Consider the following 19492-nt stretch of genomic DNA (forward strand, 5'->3'; position numbering starts at 1 on the left):
AACACTTAACAAATTCTTTATAATTTTGTAACGCATCGGCCAGATCAGATTAATCAAAAAAAATGAAGCAAGTACTTATCCTGAATGGGGATATTGAAAAAAACGCATCTACAAATTTCCTGATTAACGCCTATAAGGAAGGTGCAGAAAGTGTTGGCGCAACCGTGAGGGAGCTGGCTATTATCGATCTGATATTTAATTCGAACAAGCTGTTTAACAATAGACAGATTGCCGAATTAGAACCCGATTTGCAGAAAGCCTTAACGGCTATTCGGCAAAGCAGCCATGTTGTGCTTTTTTGTCCGGTGTATGTAGACCATATTCCGGCAAAGATTAAGGGTTTTTTTGACCGCTTGTTTATGCCCGATCAGATTTTTACCACTCAACAGCAAAATGTAAACAATAATTTTAGCGGTCGCTCGGCAAGGATTGTGTCTATTTTAGACGAAGCAACCTTTAAAGAATGGAAAGCAAATAAGAAAACAACTTATTTATCCATCAAGAAAGTTGTTTTTGAGAAATGCAGGATGAGCCCTGTGCTCACAAATACCATTGGCGAACTACATTCTCTCGAAAACCATTACAGTCAGAAGTGGCTGGCCAAAATGGAAAAGTTTGGCGCACAGCTGATTTAAATTTCGTTATTTCGATCCGACAGCTATCGGATGAAGCGTAACTGGTATTTATTTTTATCGGTAGTAAAATGGTCAAAGTCATTTAGTGAAGTATTTTTAGCCACAGATAAACACGGATTTCTATAGCCCCGCCTGAACAGCCGGGCAGGTGTGTGCATCCTATCTAGCTGTGGTTAATTGATTATTTCCTGTGAACTTAATGACATCGGTACAATAGGAGCCAAAAGGTTAATCCGAAGATCCCACAAAGTAAATCTATAAATGGATCACATCAAGTATTTCCACTAAGAGCTTTGCCCTAAATTGCTACACACTGTGGAGAAATCGCTACAGTTTTATAGCTTATTCTAACGTATGAATATTTGTAACACTAAAAATATCTTTTAACTTTTCCACATTTTTTCCACAGCAATAACTCCTTTAACTAAGCATTTAGTGCGATTTCTTGATTTTGCCGCTTTTTTTAAAACAAGGCTATGCATTATATATGAGCCATATAGAAGATAATTGGCCTGATATTTGGTTAAGTTGATGCAGTAGCGGAGGCTACGTAAAATCAATTTTTTAACCTTTAAATTTTAAAACTATGGCTTTCAAAGCTAGATTAAATTTTTCGGGCAAGGAGTACGATGTGCTTCACTGTGCCTATGCGTTAAACCGCGATGTAGATGCTAAAGGAAGACCTTCTTCCGGAGTTTACGGCGGTACCATCGACATTGAGATCGAATCAACCGAAGACACCTCAATTATCGAGGCGATGGTAAACAACCAGTACAAACCTATTACAGGAACCCTTCTGATCAAGAAAACGGAGGAAGATGCCAAAATGAAAGAAGTTAACTTCGAGGATGGCTACATTGTTAAATATTCCGAAGGGATCAACATTGTGGGCGATCACCCGATGACACTCAAGTTCCAGATTTCAGCACGAAAGCTTAAATTAGGCAACGCAGAGCACCTTAACGATTGGCCAAAAGCCTAAAGAGAGGTTGAAGGAAGGAAGGTATAGGGTAGAAAGGTTAAATGTAAATAAAACCTAAGTACCATGCGCTTCGCTCCACGCCAACCGCTCACCGCAATTCATTTTTCAAGAAATTAAAACTTACTACAATGGCATTCAAAACCCGATTAAACTTAGGATCAAAAGAATTTGATGTACTACAGTGCAGCTTTTCATTAAATAGAGATGTTGACGCAAAAGGCCGTCCATCATCAGGTGTTTATGGTGGTACCATCCACATCGAAATCGAATCAACTGAAGATACTTCAGTAATCGAATCGATGGTGAACAACCAGTACAAACCGCTTTCAGGAACATTGGTTTTCAAAAAAGGCGAAGAAGATTCAAAAATGAAAGAACTGTCTTTCGAAGATGGTTACATCATTCAGTATAACGAGGGTATTGCGGTAAACGACAATACACCGATGACTTTAAGTTTTGTAGTTTCTGCCCGTAAGCTAAAGCTGGGCAATGCAGAACACGAAAACGATTGGCCTAAAGCTTAATCCGCATTAAGCTTATAGTTATCAGAGCGCCCCGATATATCGGGGCGCTTTTGATCGCTTGTTATTTATCACCCTACATCTACTACTATCTCAGTTAATGTTGCTTTGTGATGTGTTATACTCATCACAATTTATATCAAAATTAATGCTCAATTATGCCTAACCATCTCAAACATATTGCAGTAAAAAACGTCTACTATTCAGGTAACACGTTTGGTTCGGCATCCACGCGCAATATTCTTCTAAACATGGTATACATCGTTAATGGATTTATGATTAATCCCACCGCGTGTTTATACACCCAGAATTGGGTTTGAGGTATTGTTGTGATCAAGATAAATCAATATGGAAAAGAAACTCATTGCAGAAATCAATATAGAGGACAAGGAAATTACCCATTTTGCATCCTTCAGTCTTCAACAAGCTTTTAACGAACATCATTATTTCGAACTGCGTTTTAACCACGATCAGATGGGAGCACCTGGTCTGATCAGTTTAGACGACAGCCGCGATTTTGTAGGTAAAACCTTAACCGCATCTTTTGGGCATTCGCCAGAAGGTATGCAGAATTTCGTAGGACTGGTTTCGAAGGTAGAGCTATCACAAAGCCATGGTTATCATGGCGTTTTAATCGTAAGTGGGTATAGTCCAACGATTTTAATCGACCGCGGACCAGATTTAGGCTCCTATTTAGACAAAGATTTGAATGAGATTGTAAAACTGGCAACAAAAGATACACCTGCAAACGATTTAAAAGTTGTTGCAAATGCTGCTCGAAGTTCATCAATAGATTATATTATCCAATATAGAGAAAGTGATTTTGCATTTTTGAACAGGCTTTCGGCAGAATACCATGAGTGGTTTTTCTATGATGGCAAACAGCTAAACTTCGGGAAACCCAATACCCAAAAAGAAATAGCACTTTTTTATGGAAGGGATGTTCAGGAGATGCAATACGCAATGGAAATTGCGCCGATTAAAAATAAAAGGTTCTCTTATAACCCGAAGCAGAACGAAATGTTATTGAGCGAAAGTAGCGGAAAGGTAGACGGTACGCCCGATTTATCACATGCCATTAAAGCTTCGAACCTTACCTTTAGCAAAACTTTCAACCAGCCTTCCGTAATCAGGGTAGATAACAATAACGATATTACAAGCCTGGTCGAAAACGAAGAAAAGGCCAATACCAGCGAACTCTTAAAAGTTACTGCAAGAGGCGATAATGCAGGTCTGAGTATTGGGAGCATTGCCGAAATTACCATGAGCCTGCGTAAAGAACTGGCCTTTACATCAGAAAGTTTGGGAAAATTCCTCATTACCGGTATCAAACACCATATCGACGAAAATGGTAAATACCACAATACATTTGAAGGGAAAATATCGACTACGGAGCGCCTCTTGGTTAAAAACTTTGAGAAACCACAGCCCGATATGCAGCTGGCCGATGTGATTGATAATAATGACCCACAGGGTCAGGGCCGCATTAAAGTGAAATTTAAATGGGAGTGTTTAACCAACGATGTAACCGAGTGGTTGCGCGTGGTAACCCCAAGTGCAGGTGTTGGCGACAGGGGCAATAACCGTGGATATTTTGCCATCCCCGAGATAGACGACCAGGTGATGATTGCTTTCGAAGAAGGAAATATTGCCCGGCCAGTGGTAATGGGCAGTGTATACCACAGTTCGAGTGTAAACAGTAGCCCCTTGGTTAAAAACCATTTAAAAAGTATAATTACCAGAAGCGGACATTTGCTGGAGTTTGATGATAGCGATGGAACGCAAGGTATAACACTCACGGATATCCATCAGAATATTATTCATATTGACACAAAGGGCAATAATATTACGATTACCGCTCTGGAGAACATGACGCTAAACTGTAAGAATATGCAGATTAATGTATCCGAGAATATGGCAACAAGTGTAGGTCAAAATATGGCTAATACAATCGGTATGAATAGATCGGAAACTGTAGGCATGAGTGCTACAGAATCAGTTGGCGCAATCAAAAGTACAACTGTAGCGGGTAATATGAACCTTATGGTAATTGGTCAGCTAATGGAAATGATTGAAGGAGATGTACACAGTGAAACCAAAAAAGAACGAAATGAAATAAGTGCTGGTATTATGAATATTAGCTCAGATGAGTATATTAATAAACATGCTCAAAAACAAGTACAGAATAATAGTGGTGAGAGTGGAACTGGGTATTAACTAACTAATCGATTTATGAGTAGATCAAGAATTGTTGGTGGTAGCTATACTAAAGTTTCGAAAGGCAATCACCAGATGTTTTCAGAAGAAAGCATCGTTTCCTCTGCTGGGAAAAAAGTGCAGCAAAAAGGGGCTAATGAGGGAGTAAGCCATGGTACACCACAAACGGCACCAAAAGCAGAAAATGCTGTTAACGTATATGTAGGGATGTTTTTTGATGGAACGGGTAACAACAGATTTAATTCTGAAGCGGAATATTACAGTAAGATCAATTCAAATAATGTCAATTATGTTGCCAATACCATCCCTGCACATGCGGTTAAAACCATTACGGATATTAATGGCAAAGTAACCAAAGTTAAAATATCAGATAGGGACAGTTATTGGAATCCATACTCGAATGTGGTTAAACTGTATGATTTATACAAGGAAGAAAAAAATCCTGAGCATACAGATGAATTACACAAAGAATATGGTAAACATGTTATTTTAAAACAATACGTCGAAGGGATAGGGACCAAGCGTAACTTGGAGGATGATGTAGCCGGTTCTGCACTTGCCAGAGGTTCACGAGGAATTATAGGACGGGTAGAGGAAGGGATAAAAGATCTGGTAAAAAATCAATTAGGCGTTGTTAAGGCAAAAAAAATAAATAAAATTGTTTTCGATGTTTTTGGTTTTAGCAGGGGTGCAGCTGCAGCGAGGCATTTTTGTAATGAAGTAAAGAAAAAAGCATCCTATACGCACGAAATGGTAAGGGATAAGTATGATCCGGAACATAAAGGGCTTGTACTAACGGGCAAACAAATCGTATCATCGCATGCAGGTGGGCTTTTAGGTAGATTATTACAACAAAATGGATTCAAATCGGTTAGTGAAACTTTTTCCATTGAAATTCGGTTTCTAGGCGTGTTCGAAACGGTAATTTCTGATGGTATTGTTAAAGAAAATTTAGGCTACAAAGCGATCCCACTCACATTAATGGGGCCACTTATACAAGAAAGTTTAAAGGATATTAAAACAGCGGTTGGAGGTTTAGGTATAAAAAATATTTTTCACATTCAGGCTGCTTCAGAGTGGAGGCAAAATTTTGCGTTTACTCCTACCAATGCTGGCCATACCATAAGCATGCTTGGTGCACACTCCGATATTGGTGGAGGTTATGGCAATCTCGATAAATATACTACTGTGCTCGATTATTTTGATCTAAAACCCAATGATACTAAAACGTGGAAAGAAAAACAGGCTGTAAGGCAATTTTATATCAATCAAGGCTTTTGTAATGAAAATCAAATCAGTTTTATAAATACTTATGACCACGTCAAAGAGACCAGTACAACATCAAGTCCTTATGGTGCTATATATTCAAGTCGCAATATAGATGGACCTGCAGATTTTCCAGATGGAGGTAAAACAATATCCAGCAGTCCTTATTATCAAGCCAGTCAGTCTAAAGTATCCGACCATTACATGCTGGTTGATGAACGGTATATTTCAAACAATTATGCATTGGTACCAATGTATATCATGCTGAAAAAAGCGCTCAATTGCCAGGTTCCTTTTTATAAAAATTATGATGAGGCTTCCCCAAAACCGCCATATAAGTTTGAATATGAAATTACTGATAATGTGCTTAATGATTACTTATCGCTGATGTTGAACGTTATGGAAGGGAAAGGTATTGAAAACGGCAGCTATAATATTCCGGCAGAAATGCGGAAACACATTTGTAATAAATATTTACACCTATCAGCCAATTATGGCGGATTCGATACTATTCGTGTAAAAACCGGAGATCACTACCTGTTAGGAAATTTGGGTTTTGTAAATCGACCAGTGCCTTATCATTTCGCAAACGAAACTATTACCTATGAAAGAGAAATTTATCAGCCTAAATAGCCTGTTGTTTTTGTTTGTGCTGTTGGCAAGTTGCCAATCCAAAGAAAAGTTTGATTGGGATGCTGGAATTTCTGGACCTAAGCATTATCCTTCTGGCGCACCATCTGTGAGCTATTTTTATAAAGGAGAGGACCTAGCAGGTGCATCAAGTGGTACTGGAGCTGATCAAGGCTGGGGCATAACAAGTGGTGGCTTTACAGGGGGTGATGATTTAAAACCAGTGCCCGATAGTGTTTATGTAAAGTGGGTGTGTGGTGCGGATGATTTATTATATAAAGCAGGATTTAAATTGCCCAGAGAGAAAATGCTCGAATTGTTCAAAAAGGGTACAACCGACCTCTTGGGGAAAAGAAATGATTACACTGTAATTATTGCGGGAATGGCACCAGGTGGTAATGTTTGTATTTGGATGCAAGCAGGTACTGTGCTCACCGAAGTGGCAAAATTTAAGGTGAAAAAAGGGACTGAAGATCCGAACATTGATAAGAGCTATAGGCAGAAAGACATAAAAGGATGGGAAGATTACTTAACCTATTGGGAACTGCACGGCATTCCCTATCACGTTTGGGAAGTGGGTGAAAAAGAATATAATTATACTATTGGATTTAGTAGTGCTGAAGATAAAAATTACAGCTTTGGGATAACAGGCTATTCGAAGGACGGAACAACAATTGGTTATAATCAAGAGGATACTACGCTCGTAATGCTGAAACAAAACGCAAATTATACACCTTCAAGTAGTAAAATAAAAAACAAATTGCCAGTTCATTTTTCTATACAATGGATTTCAGAAGATGATGAGCAATGGTACAAGGCAGAAATTGTGTTGCCTAATAATTTTAGTGAAAAATTCACATCTAGCGGAGCTGTTAAAAACTACGGTTATGATAGGATCTTAATAAAGATGGATAAAGAAATTCCTGGGCAGGCTTATGTTTTCGGAAAGGTGATGATCCTAGGAAAGGATAAAGAAGATATAATTATGAAATTCAGGGCGCCAAAGCTGAATAACAAAACCAAGGCCTATAGCTTTTCCAAATATTCGCTTCCCAAAGGCTACGTTTTCCCAAAATGGGAAGGCCGAAACACTTTAACATTTCCCAAGCTTGATTATTGGCAGGAACCTTGAAAAAATTGATCATGATTAATCAACGTAAAATGAAAATATCCCTTTTATTACTTGTAAATGTAATATTCATCTTTTCGAATTGTGGGCTGCATGAAAAAAAGGGTTATTCGCAAAAAACAGAATATAATTTAAAAGGTCCGGTAAAAGAAGTGATTATCCACATGTGCAAGGTAGAGGGGGGGAATATTCCTGTTGATACGACAAACTTTTTCGGAAAGGAGAGGTTCACTTTTGATCAACATGGTAATGTGATGGAAGATTTCAGAAAAACCAAAAATGAAAATGGCATTGAGATCGTATATAAATTGGTTTTTTCTGGGAAAGGTAAAAATAGAAGTTATGATGAAACTGGAAGTGTTGATGGTAAAGAAATAGAAAAGGGCAGTTACGAATATGTTTGGTTAGATGATAGGAGTTATAAAATCGTAAATAAAGCCGGGAATGGCTATAGTTTACTGGTAACTATGGATCAGGATTATAGAACAATTAAAACTCAACTGAAACAAAATAATGTCGAAGTTAATACTACTTGGGAACATGTAATAAAAAATGACAGAGTAGAAAAATTTAAGGCATTGAGTACGGTAAATAATTTGGACACTACAAAGAATTTAAATATCCAGGTCATGAAAGCTTTTGATCAACATAACAATCCTACACTTATTTATACTTATGACAATTTAGCAGAAAAAAAACCAATCGCAGTAGTTTTTAAACGATATAGATATTATTAACGCCTGGTGACTTCACATCGCAGTAGTCAATATCCACATCAAAAGCCTGAAATTCATCTAAATGAATATAAATTTTAAAAATATAGATCCTTCATCTTCAACGCAAACTATTTTAAGAGATAGGCGTTATGGTGTTTCTGTAAAATATTATGCCGGAAATGATGAATCACCTAATAAACGAATAGACTACGAAGTTGATGTGAAAATTGATACACATCATAACGGCTGGCAAATAGATATCGATAAACAAAATGTATTTTTCAACCAGCATGAACCAGATCTGATTAGCGAAATTTTATCGCAGGCAATAACGAGATCAATCTATCCTGTGCAGTGTGTAATTAACAATAAAGGTTTGCCGGTAAGGGGAATTACCAATCATGATCAAATTTTAAGCCGTTGGAATCAAAATAAAAAAAGGATTGCAGACAAATATGAGGGGGAGACGGTTGATAAGTTGATAGGTGTTGCGGATATAAAGTTTGGAAGCAAAGCATTGATTGAAAAATCAATGAAATATGATATGTTCTGGAATCTATTTTTTCATCCTAAATTCATTGGATATAATGGTACAGCCGGTGTAAGAACAGATCTACATCTTGCTGTTGTACCCTATAAATTTCCGGTTAGGTTTACAGGTTTACAATATTTTAACAGACAGGTTACTTCATACCATACCTTAGAAGTAAATTTTAATTCGGACGAAATGGAGGCCCCTCAGTTTCTAAGGGGGGCAAAAGATGAAAATCAGAAGTATTATATGAAATTGGATGTCGTATTTGATCTCGATGCCAGTCATTTATTTCTGACCAATACTACGGCCTATTTTAGTTTTTATTATAAAGATCATGAACAGAATATCTGTTTAGTAAAAAGAATATATTTTACGATGTATGAAATCAATGCTGTTTCAAAAACAGATGAGCATAACATAATCGTAGATGACGAACCAAAGAACAAGAAAAGTAAACTGATGAAGTTTATAGATGCTTTGGTGGGAGATTAATTTGAGGCGTTTGATTTTAAAAGAGACATAAAAATGGCACTAAAAGAAAAGGTAGTTCAGGGCGCAATCTGCAAATGTCAGTTTGGTACAACTCCAGATCAGCTCGTGGTACTTAGCCATAAAAAGTGGTATGCCAATGATCATGAAGCGAAAGAGAAACTTATTGTTACCAATAAGGATATTGGAGTACCCCTAAAAAAAAAGACATTTGGATCTTGCTCCAAAATGAATAATAGTCCTTGTGTGCCAAATATCACTAAATGGGATGGTTTTTACGAGAAAGAAAAATACGACCCACCTGGTGGCTACATTATTTTAGAAGATAGCAAGGCAACCTGTGCTGTAGCTGGTAGCCCATGTATAGAGATTGTTAAAAGCGGTCAGATTGGTGTTCCAAGCAATAAAAATTTAAAAAATGCTGATAAAGAGCTTCAAGCAAACGTAAACCCTTTGATCAATATGATGGATCTGGATAAGCTGGATCCATATGAGTTTTTAAATGCGGAATAACCATGGGAAAAGTAATAGCATGTAAAATTGAAGTGACAGGACCGTTAAGCACTTTTATGAAAGAACAGTTGGTCTATTCTGGGCAAACCATTACGGTAGAAGCCAGCTCCAATGTAAATTTCTTTTTAGATGAAACCTGCTTTAGCGACCACATACTATCGCCTGATGTAAAATGGGCATTTATTTATGAAAATTACTATGCGAGTATAAAAGACAGCCAAGGGCAGCAGAATGATCTTTGGGCTGATATTGGAAATGGACAAAATCAGTTTATTACTGAGAAAGGTATTGGTAAACAATATAAAAAAGCAAGTAAATTCAGTATTAGTCCAGAAGGGACCAGTTACTATTACGGCTTTAAGCAGAGAGTTGTTGTATTTAACGAAAATGCCGATCAGGAATTTCATTTCTTCATTATACCCTACATTAATACACCAAGCGTCAGCTATGCTTATTTTAACGAAAGTGAAAAGGTAAGAAGATACGGTGATACGATGCACCTTCAAATTTTGCTGCATCAATATCCAGATAACATTAATAAAAAGGGAAATTATGAAGCAAAAGTATACTTGCTAAAAAAGGAAGATGCATTAACTGCTATAGATACTGATGATTTTGAAGAACATAATCTTTTTGACAAACCTTTTACCAAAAAACTGGGGTTTATCGACTACAATAAGGCAGATAATATCAATACCATTATCAATATAGATTTCATAATAGATGTTGCCTGGAGAAAAGAGGATAAAGAAGAGAAGACCTTTGTTCCAATCATAGAACTATATGAAACTAAAGAAAAAGAGTTTGCAGGAGTAGTTTCTTACGATAGTGTACAAGATCCAATTATTAAGAATTTTGCGCGCGAACCGTCTCAGAACTTGTCGCGGTATAACGCTAAGTTATTGGGAATGGAAGCTCTTCAAAAAGAAAAAAATCCCGTATATAGCGAATTTAAGGTTTCAGAAGAAACCATGTCCGAATTTCTTGATAGGAAAGAGATCGAAAAAAATAATATGATCCAATATATTGGAGATATTAATTACACAAAAAAAGAGAATAATCCCTGTGCTTACTCTACGATAACGCTAAAGGAAGGGGAAAGAAGTGTTGTAATATTTGATGAAAATCAATTGGTTAGTAAAGTAAAAGATAGCAGTCTTAATACTTTTGATATCGTAGCAGGAGACAAAGAAAAGACTAAGGTTACTGTAACAGCTAAATTTAAGAAAGATGCTAAAAGCCCGGAAGAATCTTTGCATATCGGAGGGGCATACAAATGTGAAAGCATACTTAATGATGGACATAAGCATGAAAAGCCAGAAGATGTTTTTAAAATGCAATACATCGTTGGGCAATGGAAACCTTCAGCAGATTTTACGGGCCGATTAATGGATCGATTATTAAATTTTAGTACGATAAATAGCTTTAGATTTTATCATCCTGAAAACGGGAAAAAAGCACCAGAACTTAAAGTAGATGATCCTTATAATAAGCAATATTCAGATGATCAGCAAGCTAAGGGATTGCCAAACCCATCTGGTAGTATGGATAGATTCAAACTCATTTCAGTAGCCGAAGTGCAAGGCCTCACAGATAAAGATTATAAGATTGAAAAAGATACAATTTCTTTAGAACTTGGCTATGTATATAATAAGGTTTATGAAAATAAAATAGCCGATTATTTAGGAACACAAGAAGCTTTTGAGGGTGGAGCGCTTTCTAAAAATGTAAAGAACATCTGGGTTATCAGGTATCTCTTAAAGCTTATTAATAAGGAAAAGATTTATCAAAGCTATTTTGTGCCGGTAACAACTTGTCGTTATCCCAATCAGATCGCAAGAATAAATGTATACCCGGATATGAAATGGGTATTCAATTTTAATTATAATATTAAAACGCCAATCTACTATAAGCCAACTGCTTCATTAGTTGAACACTATGCCGATTCTTATGAAGGAGGGAGGATAACTACGAGTAATAGTGCTACCCGGGTGGATATTAGAGAGCGGATGATAAATAATGCCGGCCAGGTGGACGAGGGGCGGAAAACATCCTTTACCCTGGGAATAGAGTGCGAGGTTAGTGGTGAAGACGATATAATTAGTCTCTCAAAGGAAATGGGAGAAAAATATAGAAAAATGCTTTCTCCCCTGTTATGGATTGTGAATAAATTGGATGGTGATCTAGGGGTAAGTGAGGCTAGAAATGAAAATAATCATATCAGAACTTCCGGAAATACGGGCCTTTTAAGTAGATTGAACAAATTACCAATGAGCTTCGAATTGGAGGCTCCAAATATTGGTGTTGGGTTAGGAATTGGCTTCGCTGGCTCAAAATCAGGCAAAATTAGTTATGAACTAGAGGGAAGATTAGTTGCTGATCCTCTCATTGGAGCAAATGTTAAACTAGATATACTTGCATTAGGGAGTAAATTAAAGCCTTGGGGCCTGATATTGGATGCTTTAGACCTTGCTTCTTGGGCAGCTAATGTTTTTAGCGGAGGAAGAGTAGAGTTTGATTATAAAATAGAGGTTCGTTTTAAAGCTCAAATTAAGTTGGTGGGCAAAAAAACAGGAATTGATCCGAAAACTAAAGAGCCTATTTATGAGGGACATGCAAATGCAAAGTATAATTTTGTCGATAGAAAACTAGATTTTAGTGGTGGTATTGAAGGTAAGATTTTAGGAGAGATTGAGATCAGTGCCTCGGTAAAAATATTAGCGAAGGTTAAAGATGCTAATGCTAGAGTTTTAGATGAAAAGAAAAAGATTGCGGAAGTAGGAGTTGGTGCAAAGGCAAGTTCTTATGTCAAACTTACCTGTCCATTTGAAATTAAGGATGGGGGAGTAGATATAGATTTTTATTTTTCAGGAGTAAAACTAGAAGTTTGGTTTAAGGCCAGTTTAAATCCAAATGATAATGATGGAGAACCGGACATAGTTAAAAGTCTAGTCCCTAAAATAGACTTAACTAAAAAAATTCAATTTTGATGAAACAAATATTATATATCCCATTGATCGCCTTACTTTTCATAGTTAGCTGTACCGAGGCTAAGCAAGAAAAAGTAGCAGGTAACTATAAATATAAAGAAAAGATGAAAAAGACTTATTTTGCAAATTATGATTTTAGTGGTCGCTTCGACATCATTTTTAATGGCGTAAGCATGGTCAGAAACAGGAAGGATGGAGTGGTCAGCGGAATTGAATATTTGAATCCATATATATCGAAATCAGGCGTTCAAAATATAATGCTCGTTGTAAAACCTTTCGGCCCTAATTCAAAAATATTGCCTAAAGATGTAAAAGATTATTTTATTGACATTGTTTATACAGAAAATGGTGCAGCTGCCCCCGTTAAAAATGTGAAAAGATGTTCCTTTCCCGCTATCGATAAGCCAGCAGATTCATTGGTTTATACTTGGACATTTGATGCTGATGTGCCTTACGAACTAGAGGGCTTTACAAATTCGTTAAGCTTAACTAAAGAAGATCCTGCTCAACTATTATCTGAAGTGTTAGCATATTATCAAAATGTTCATAATATAATTAATGAGGGAAATCATAAAGATTATCTTCAATTGTATAAAAAATCGCGCGAGAGGGAAATGGTTTCAGTATATATGGATGAGAACAAGCAAAAGGAATATTTAGAATCCTTAGAGAAACGCATCTCCTCATCGAAAGGTTACATGCAACCCTTAACCGATTACAAATTGTTTATCCACCCTAATGGAAAATTAGTTGGTCTAATTACATCAAATGGGGTCACTCCTTTATACTCCAAGGATCAGGAAGGAAAAAGAAAACAATATGGATTGGAATTGCATAGGGTTAAAGGAAGCAATAAGTTAGAGGTGTATTAAAAGCTAGATAAAGTTACATGGTTGAGGATTATTCTCAAAATGGCACACCGATTTTTACCAGTTCATTTTTTATTGTATGAAGTTTTAACATTTAAATCCGGATTTAAAAGGAACTTACAATAAGTTCGGCAATTAATTGTAAATAACATCAACTAATATGATCATCACGAATGCTCAGCCCATTGCAAATAATAAAATCCAGGTATTGATTAAATTTTTAATCGTTTTTTTATTATCAGCCCTAATCGTTACGTTACTTTTCATTCTTATTTTCGGTAATCTTGCTCAATCAATTACATTAAAGGCTGTGCTAAAAACGATCACACAATTTGGTATTGTGATCAGTATCCCCGCAGCCATCCTCTTCGTTCTCACAGATCTTTTGATGAAAAAGATAAAAATAATATGGGTTCTGTACTTGGTAAGAGGTATTGTGCTTTTTGGTTTACTTTGGTTGGTGAGTTTATTTTTTTCGATTTATCTGATCGCCAATGCTTTATTTGATAATCCCTTTGTGAAATAACCTGTAAACACCATTTATACAGACATATAAATGAAACTTCTTTAACACTAATCTGATTTAGATATGATTAAAATACTGATAGCAACAGTTGCCATTTTTGGATTAACGGCCTGCAATGCGAATGATAAAAAAGAGGAGGATAAAGGTGCTCAGAATCATGTTAGAAGCAATAATTTTGATCTGGGCAAAATTAATTTTAGGGAAAACCTGAATACAATCTTAACTGCTCAAGGCCTTAAACTTAGCGATAGTAAAAGTACAGAACAAACGATAATGGGTTTTAGTACATACAGCACCCAATCAGATAAATTATTGAATTTTGATGGTGTATCATTAGCCGGAGAAACCAAAGCAAAGAAAAATCAGGTCGTGTTTCATTATCAGGATAGCGATCAAACTATAGGGATGTTCGAACTTAAAATTTATACCGAAAAAACACGGAACGAACTGTTGGCTGCTTTGAAGGAATTTTCGGGCAAACCGGTTTACGAAAAAAGCAGCAATGCAAATGCCATCGAACTGGATGAAAACGGAGATGAAGTAAAGGCGTCTGAACGGAGCAATAAAATATACAGGGTTTGGGAGAATGCCAAAACCGGGATTTCCTATTTCTGGATTGAAACCCTTACCGGTAAAGAGTTATCACTTGAGATAACAGCCTTAAATAGAAAAGATAAGGCTACAAAAGATTGGATTGCCTTTCGTGCCTTCGATTGGTACAAAAATTAGCGTTGTCTGTAAATTTGTTTATAAAAGTAACACCTTGTCCAGAAATGCTACAATGTTTTGATCTAGATGCTGTAGTAAAAATCAGACTCCAATTATTTTTGAAAAAATATAATTTTTTTTCTTGTCAAAAATCTGCGTTCCCCTTACCGTAGGCTAATATTTTGGAAATTATTGTATGTGTTAGCCGTTATATATGAGCAAGATACACAATAATTGGCTTAATATTTGGTTTATAACTAATGTAGCGGAGGCTACGTAAAATCAATTTTTTAACCTTTAAATTTTAAAACTATGGCTTTCAAAGCTAGATTAAACTTTTCAGGCAAGGAGTACGATGTGCTTCACTGTGCCTATGCGTTAAACCGTGATGTAGATGCTAAAGGAAGACCTTCTTCCGGAGTCTACGGCGGTACCATCGACATTGAGATCGAATCAACCGAAGACACCTCAATTATCGAGGCGATGGTAAACAACCAGTACAAACCTATTACAGGAACCCTTTTGATCAAAAAATCGGAAGAAGATGCCAAAATGAAAGAAGTTAACTTCGAGGATGGCTACATTGTTAAATATTCCGAAGGGATCAACATTGTGGGCGATCACCCGATGACACTCAAGTTCCAGATTTCCGCGCGAAAGCTTAAATTAGGCAACGCAGAGCACCTTAACGATTGGCCAAAAGCTTAGTTAGGTAGAAGGTAGAGCATAATTCTAACCGCTAACCGCTAACCTCTAAACAGTTTAGAGAGGAGGGTTTAGAGTTTAGGCAATAAAACGCTAACAGCTATGCTCCAGCCCAACGCCAACCGCTCACCGCAATTCATTTTTCAAGAAATTAAAACTTACTACAATGGCATTCAAAACCCGATTAAACTTAGGATCAAAAGAATTTGATGTACTACAGTGCAGCTTTTCATTAAATAGAGATGTTGACGCAAAAGGCCGTCCATCATCAGGTGTTTATGGTGGTACCATCCACATCGAAATCGAATCAACTGAAGATACTTCGGTAATCGAATCGATGGTGAACAACCAGTACAAACCGCTTTCAGGAACATTGGTTTTCAAAAAAGGCGAAGAAGATTCAAAAATGAAAGAACTGTCTTTCGAAGATGGTTACATCATCCAGTATAATGAGGGTATTGCGGTAAACGACAATACACCAATGACATTAAGTTTTGTAGTTTCTGCCCGTAAATTAAAGCTGGGCAATGCAGAACACGAAAACGATTGGCCTAAAGCTTAATTTATTAAAACCGTTATTAGTTGCTGGTTTTGGCCTAATAACGGTTTTTTTTTGCTTTAGAGGTGTGATATAAAGAGCTAAACTATGGCTACCGACTTAGAATACATTAAGCTGTTTAATTCCTGCACAATAGCGCCGTTAAAATCTGTTGAGATCAACCGGATTATTGATGATAAAATCATAAGCAACAAATCAAGATATCAGGCAGTAAGGAATAAACTATTAAACTTAAACGAATATACGTATCGCAGTACCTGTTTTGTAACCGAACCTGATGATCTGTTACTGAAAAAGAATCCTAAAATGGCCAACAGCTTTTTTAACAGGTCATTTTCAGATACGGGTCTTTTCTCTGAAACTACCGGTATTCCATGGTATTTTATTGCCTGTGTACACTATAGGGAAAGTAATTCTGATTTTACTAAACATTTGCATAATGGCGATCCCCTTAGTGGTTTTACCAGACAGCATCCTGCTAACCGGCCAAAAATAAGCCATGGGCCACCTTTCACCTTTGAAGAAAGTGCTGTAGACGCCTTAAAACTACGTGGGCTGGATAAAGAAACCGTTTGGTCGCTACCTAAAGTATTATTGCGTTTGGAACAATATAACGGGATCGCAAAAGCCTATCAGAACAACAATATCAATTCCCCTTATTTATGGGGCGGTTCCAATCTTTACACTAAAGGAGGTTTCCCAAGAGATCATTTTTTTAGTCTCGATTATGTGAACAAGCAGATCGGAACGGCCGTTATTTTAAAGGCTATGGAAAACAGAGGATTAATCAACATACCAAGACAATAACATGAAAGCAACACTCTTTTTATATATGTCTGTGGTGTTTTTGCTGTTTTCTTGCGGAGCAAAGCATGATAAGCAGCAACCTGGAAAAACCAGCAATACCGATACTGTTGTACAACGAAAGCTGGATTCAGTTCCTGCCAAAACCGATTCGCTTGAACATTTGGCCGCCAATATGGTAGCTTCTGCTGAAAGTTACCGGAATGATGGGAACACCGAAGCTGAAGGGATATTTATCGACGCATTTATTGAGGCATTAAAACAGCCAAAGGCTTTTGAAACCGATTTTGCCAATCTAAAGAAATATGAAATAAAGGTACTAACTGCCGATGATGGTAGACTTAGGGTATTTTACTGGCTTTCACCATATTCAGGATCGATGTGGCATGTGCAAAATATTGTGCAGTATAAGGATGAAAATGATGCGGTGATAGCTCTTTCGTTTAATAGTCTTTATGAGGATAAAGACGATGAAGGCAGTCCTACACCATTTTTTGAACACATCTATGCTTTAAATACATCGCCTCAAAAAACGTATTTGCTTACCGGGTATGGGCAAATGAGTGGCACCGAACCTTACAGTGTAAGCCACACTTTGGTAATCGATCATGCAAAATTTAGCATCAACAAAGCTTTGTTCAAAACAGGCAAAGCAGTTAAAACACAGTTATTCGCCTCCGCAGAACTTAAAGAAGATCAGGATAAAGAAAAGTTGATTGCCCAGCTGGCAATAACATATAACCCAGGCGGTAAAACCATCAGCTATCCTGAGGTTAATGAAACAAAGGATGGATCTGTGCTCACTGGAAAAAGGAACGTTTTAACCTTTCGCGATGGGATGTTCAAGTAGTCATAAACTATTATTTAGTTGATATGGAAAAGAAATTAATCACCGAAATTAACATAGAAGATAAGGCCATTACGCATTTCGCTTCTTTTAGCTTAAAACAGGCTTTTAATGCGCATCATTATTTTGAACTGCGGTTTAATCACGATCAGATGGGCTCGCCTGGCATGATCAGCTTAAATGATAGTCGCGATTTTGTGGGTAAAACCCTTACCGCATCCTTTGGTTATGATTCTGGCAGTTTACAGGAATTTGCCGGCCTGGTCACTAAAGTGGAACTGGCGCAAAGCCATGGTTACCACGGCGTGCTGATTGTGAGTGGATATAGTCCAACAATTCTGATTGACCGCGGACCAGATTTAGGCTCTTATCTGGATAAAGATCTCAATAGTATTGTAAATCTTGCTACTTCAGATGTACCTTCAAACGACATTAAAATTGTAGCCAATGCGGCCAGAAAGGAACCTATTGATTATCTGATCCAATATCGGGAGAGTGATTTCGATTTTCTGAACAGACTTTCTGGCGAATACCACGAATGGTTTTATTATGATGGCAAACAACTGAATTTTGGTAAACCGGATGATCAGAAAGAAGTTGCCCTAATTTATGGTCGTGATGTTCAGAATCTACAATACGCCATGGAAATCGCGCCGATCAAAAATAAACGTTTCGCTTATAATCCCAAACAGGACGAAATGTTGCAGAGCGAAAGCAGTGGCGCAAGTGATGGATCGCCTGACCTTGCGCATGCCATACAGGTATCTAACGCCATGTACAGCAAAACATTTAACCAACCCGCACTTATCCGTGTAGACAATAACAATGATATTAAAAGCCATGTGCAGAATGAAGAAAAAGCACATATTAGCAACCTGTTAAAGGTAAACGCCAGTGGCGATAATGCTGCTTTGGGTATAGGCAGTATTGCCGAAATTACGATGAGTGTGCGGAAAGAACTTTCTTTTTCTACCGAAAGCCTGGGTAAATTCCTAATCACTACCATTAACCACGATATTGATGGTACTGGCAAATATTACAATACTTTCGAAGGTGTGATAGCCACAACGGAGCGGCTTTCGGTAAAAAACTATTCCAAGCCTAATCCTGATATGCAACTCGCAGATGTGATTGATAATGCCGACCCACAAGGCCAGGGGCGCATTAAGGTGAAATTTAAGTGGGAATGTAAAACCAACGATGTAACCGAGTGGTTGCGGGTAATTACGCCAGATGCCGGAAGCAGTGATAAGGTAAGTAAAAACAGGGGTTTTGTATTTATTCCCGAAATCGGCGATCAGGTAGCTTTAACTTTTGAAGAAGGCAATATTGCCCGTCCGATTGTACTGGGATCAGTATTTCACGGCAAAAGTGGCAGCGGTGGCAGCGCAAGCAATAACAGCAAAAGTTTAACTTCTAAAAGTGGTCACACTTTAACCATGGACGACGGTGCGGGTATGATTATGCGCGATAAAGACAGCAATTTTATTGAGTTGGATGGGGCAGGTAAAGCGGTTTTCGAAACCAAAGAATCGATCCTGATCAAATGTGGTGAAAGCAGCATTTTTATGGATAAAACAGGCAAGATCATCATCAAAGGCAAGGATATTTTAACATTAGGAGAAAACATTGGGAACTCAGCCTCAGTAAGTATTGGTATAGGCGTAGGTCCCGAAGATGGTACACCAACCTCTGGTATCGGTATCGAAGCACAAACCCTGGATATTGGTACAAAAACACTTTCGATGAGTGGTGAAACAGAAGCCAACCTGGCATCGAAAAAGATTAACGTAGGTGGCGAAAGTGAAACAAATATCAGTAGTGGAACGATTAACCTAAATTAATGCCGAC

General features: G+C 37.4%; 18 protein-coding genes. All 18 read left to right on the forward strand.

Annotation, left to right across the window (positions count from 1 at the left end; translation table 11 throughout):
- Positions 1-62 precede the first annotated feature (62 nt).
- Complete coding sequence (locus R2S57_RS02200; protein ID WP_316843476.1) at positions 63-635, forward strand: NAD(P)H-dependent oxidoreductase; 573 nt, start codon at positions 63-65, stop codon at positions 633-635.
- A 586-nt stretch (positions 636-1221) separates the two neighbouring features.
- Entirely contained in the window at positions 1222-1617 is a 396-nt protein-coding gene (tssD, locus tag R2S57_RS02205; RefSeq protein WP_025141859.1) for a type VI secretion system tube protein TssD, read from the forward strand.
- A 128-nt stretch (positions 1618-1745) separates the two neighbouring features.
- Positions 1746-2141 carry a type VI secretion system tube protein TssD gene (gene tssD / locus R2S57_RS02210; RefSeq protein ID WP_025145659.1) on the forward strand — a complete coding sequence of 132 codons (396 nt, stop codon included), beginning with the start codon at positions 1746-1748 and terminating at the stop codon, positions 2139-2141.
- A gap of 345 nt (positions 2142-2486) precedes the next feature.
- Positions 2487-4355, forward strand: a complete 1869-nt coding sequence (locus R2S57_RS02215; protein WP_316843477.1) for a type VI secretion system Vgr family protein — start codon at positions 2487-2489, stop codon at positions 4353-4355.
- A 15-nt stretch (positions 4356-4370) separates the two neighbouring features.
- Positions 4371-6254, forward strand: coding sequence for a phospholipase effector Tle1 domain-containing protein (locus tag R2S57_RS02220; protein WP_316843478.1), 1884 nt, complete (start codon positions 4371-4373; stop codon positions 6252-6254).
- On the forward strand, positions 6226-7383 hold the full coding sequence (locus R2S57_RS02225) for a DUF2931 family protein (RefSeq protein ID WP_316843479.1): 1158 nt from the start codon (positions 6226-6228) through the stop codon (positions 7381-7383). The genes R2S57_RS02220 and R2S57_RS02225 overlap by 29 nt, the downstream gene beginning before the upstream one ends.
- A gap of 29 nt (positions 7384-7412) precedes the next feature.
- On the forward strand, positions 7413-8117 hold the full coding sequence (locus tag R2S57_RS02230; RefSeq protein WP_316843480.1) for a hypothetical protein: 705 nt from the start codon (positions 7413-7415) through the stop codon (positions 8115-8117).
- A 61-nt stretch (positions 8118-8178) separates the two neighbouring features.
- Positions 8179-9123 (forward strand): hypothetical protein, encoded by a 945-nt coding sequence (locus tag R2S57_RS02235; protein WP_316843481.1) that lies wholly within the window; start codon positions 8179-8181, stop codon positions 9121-9123.
- Positions 9124-9156: 33 nt separating this feature from the next.
- Positions 9157-9633: a DUF4280 domain-containing protein gene (locus R2S57_RS02240; RefSeq protein ID WP_316843482.1), complete on the forward strand. Its 477-nt coding sequence runs from the start codon at positions 9157-9159 to the stop codon at positions 9631-9633.
- Positions 9634-9635: 2 nt separating this feature from the next.
- Positions 9636-12623 carry a hypothetical protein gene (locus R2S57_RS02245; protein ID WP_316843483.1) on the forward strand — a complete coding sequence of 996 codons (2988 nt, stop codon included), beginning with the start codon at positions 9636-9638 and terminating at the stop codon, positions 12621-12623.
- On the forward strand, positions 12623-13495 hold the full coding sequence (locus R2S57_RS02250) for a hypothetical protein (RefSeq protein ID WP_316843484.1): 873 nt from the start codon (positions 12623-12625) through the stop codon (positions 13493-13495). The genes R2S57_RS02245 and R2S57_RS02250 overlap by 1 nt, the downstream gene beginning before the upstream one ends.
- Positions 13496-13652: 157 nt before the next feature.
- Complete coding sequence (locus R2S57_RS02255; protein WP_316843485.1) at positions 13653-14018, forward strand: hypothetical protein; 366 nt, start codon at positions 13653-13655, stop codon at positions 14016-14018.
- A gap of 63 nt (positions 14019-14081) precedes the next feature.
- Positions 14082-14747 (forward strand): hypothetical protein, encoded by a 666-nt coding sequence (locus R2S57_RS02260; RefSeq protein WP_316843486.1) that lies wholly within the window; start codon positions 14082-14084, stop codon positions 14745-14747.
- 291 nt (positions 14748-15038) lie between these two features.
- Positions 15039-15434: a type VI secretion system tube protein TssD gene (tssD, locus tag R2S57_RS02265; protein ID WP_116249250.1), complete on the forward strand. Its 396-nt coding sequence runs from the start codon at positions 15039-15041 to the stop codon at positions 15432-15434.
- Positions 15435-15597: 163 nt separating this feature from the next.
- The gene (tssD, locus tag R2S57_RS02270) at positions 15598-15993 is read left to right on the forward strand and encodes a type VI secretion system tube protein TssD (protein WP_025145659.1); all 396 of its coding nucleotides are present in this window, start codon (positions 15598-15600) and stop codon (positions 15991-15993) included.
- Between the two features lie 84 nt (positions 15994-16077).
- Positions 16078-16797, forward strand: a complete 720-nt coding sequence (locus tag R2S57_RS02275; RefSeq protein ID WP_316843487.1) for a hypothetical protein — start codon at positions 16078-16080, stop codon at positions 16795-16797.
- A gap of 1 nt (position 16798) precedes the next feature.
- Complete coding sequence (locus R2S57_RS02280; RefSeq protein WP_316843488.1) at positions 16799-17644, forward strand: hypothetical protein; 846 nt, start codon at positions 16799-16801, stop codon at positions 17642-17644.
- A 23-nt stretch (positions 17645-17667) separates the two neighbouring features.
- Positions 17668-19485 carry a type VI secretion system Vgr family protein gene (locus R2S57_RS02285; protein WP_316843489.1) on the forward strand — a complete coding sequence of 606 codons (1818 nt, stop codon included), beginning with the start codon at positions 17668-17670 and terminating at the stop codon, positions 19483-19485.
- Positions 19486-19492 lie beyond the last annotated feature (7 nt).

It is taken from the genome of Pedobacter psychrodurus (assembly GCF_032678585.1).
GTDB lineage: Bacteria > Bacteroidota > Bacteroidia > Sphingobacteriales > Sphingobacteriaceae > Pedobacter > Pedobacter psychrodurus_A.

Coding starts and splice junctions, on each gene's coding strand:
- R2S57_RS02280 (WP_316843488.1), top strand. CDS start 16,799: ATGAAAGCAACACTCTTTTTATATATGTCTGTGGTGTTTTTGCTGTTT.
- tssD (WP_025145659.1), top strand. CDS start 15,598: ATGGCATTCAAAACCCGATTAAACTTAGGATCAAAAGAATTTGATGTA.
- R2S57_RS02215 (WP_316843477.1), top strand. CDS start 2,487: ATGGAAAAGAAACTCATTGCAGAAATCAATATAGAGGACAAGGAAATT.
- R2S57_RS02235 (WP_316843481.1), top strand. CDS start 8,179: ATGAATATAAATTTTAAAAATATAGATCCTTCATCTTCAACGCAAACT.
- tssD (WP_025141859.1), top strand. CDS start 1,222: ATGGCTTTCAAAGCTAGATTAAATTTTTCGGGCAAGGAGTACGATGTG.
- tssD (WP_025145659.1), top strand. CDS start 1,746: ATGGCATTCAAAACCCGATTAAACTTAGGATCAAAAGAATTTGATGTA.
- R2S57_RS02285 (WP_316843489.1), top strand. CDS start 17,668: ATGGAAAAGAAATTAATCACCGAAATTAACATAGAAGATAAGGCCATT.
- tssD (WP_116249250.1), top strand. CDS start 15,039: ATGGCTTTCAAAGCTAGATTAAACTTTTCAGGCAAGGAGTACGATGTG.
- R2S57_RS02220 (WP_316843478.1), top strand. CDS start 4,371: ATGAGTAGATCAAGAATTGTTGGTGGTAGCTATACTAAAGTTTCGAAA.
- R2S57_RS02255 (WP_316843485.1), top strand. CDS start 13,653: ATGATCATCACGAATGCTCAGCCCATTGCAAATAATAAAATCCAGGTA.
- R2S57_RS02250 (WP_316843484.1), top strand. CDS start 12,623: ATGAAACAAATATTATATATCCCATTGATCGCCTTACTTTTCATAGTT.
- R2S57_RS02240 (WP_316843482.1), top strand. CDS start 9,157: ATGGCACTAAAAGAAAAGGTAGTTCAGGGCGCAATCTGCAAATGTCAG.
- R2S57_RS02230 (WP_316843480.1), top strand. CDS start 7,413: ATGAAAATATCCCTTTTATTACTTGTAAATGTAATATTCATCTTTTCG.
- R2S57_RS02275 (WP_316843487.1), top strand. CDS start 16,078: ATGGCTACCGACTTAGAATACATTAAGCTGTTTAATTCCTGCACAATA.
- R2S57_RS02245 (WP_316843483.1), top strand. CDS start 9,636: ATGGGAAAAGTAATAGCATGTAAAATTGAAGTGACAGGACCGTTAAGC.
- R2S57_RS02260 (WP_316843486.1), top strand. CDS start 14,082: ATGATTAAAATACTGATAGCAACAGTTGCCATTTTTGGATTAACGGCC.
- R2S57_RS02225 (WP_316843479.1), top strand. CDS start 6,226: ATGAAAGAGAAATTTATCAGCCTAAATAGCCTGTTGTTTTTGTTTGTG.
- R2S57_RS02200 (WP_316843476.1), top strand. CDS start 63: ATGAAGCAAGTACTTATCCTGAATGGGGATATTGAAAAAAACGCATCT.